Annotated in this window: 1 pseudogene; it reads right to left on the reverse strand. The window is 47.2% G+C overall.

The window, feature by feature from the left end:
- Positions 1-563: pseudogene (locus tag R8N47_RS27315) on the reverse strand (LacI family transcriptional regulator); the annotation flags it as partial.

Here is a 563-nt window from a genome sequence, read left to right on the forward strand (position 1 = left end):
ACCAAAGCATTCAAGCTTGAATCGCGCAGCAATAACTTCGCCAATCCTTCCGCACCCAATTGTGAAGATGGCGCTTCATGAGTCGTCAGAAAATGGTCTGGGGTGAGATAGTTTTCAATCATCGCACTTTGCCAACCGTGTAACTGGCGTTGCAACGTTGAGTGATTCCCGCGCGCCCCAATAAAACCAACGTTCTTAAAACCTTGTTCAATCAGGTGTCTGGTACAGGCCTTACCCACTTCGAAGTGATCCACGCCAATGTTGAGATAACTGGCCTTTGAGCTCAGTTCGGCAATCTCTAACACTGGCGTATTTGACGCCTCTAACAGTTGATGCGTTCGCTGACTATGCTCACTTCCAAACAGTACAACGCCCGCAGGACGGCTCTCTAAAAAAGTCGAAAGCAACTTTTCTTCTTGCTCAATCGAGTAGTCGCTGTAACCCAGCAATAGTTGATAGCCCGCTTTGTTTAACGCCTGTTGGAAGCTTGGTAAGAAATGCGCGCATGCTTTTTCAAACAGTGACGGAATGATAAGAGCGATGGAATAACTTTCTGCAGATGC

The sequence above is a fragment of the Vibrio sp. 2132-1 genome, from assembly GCF_033344315.1.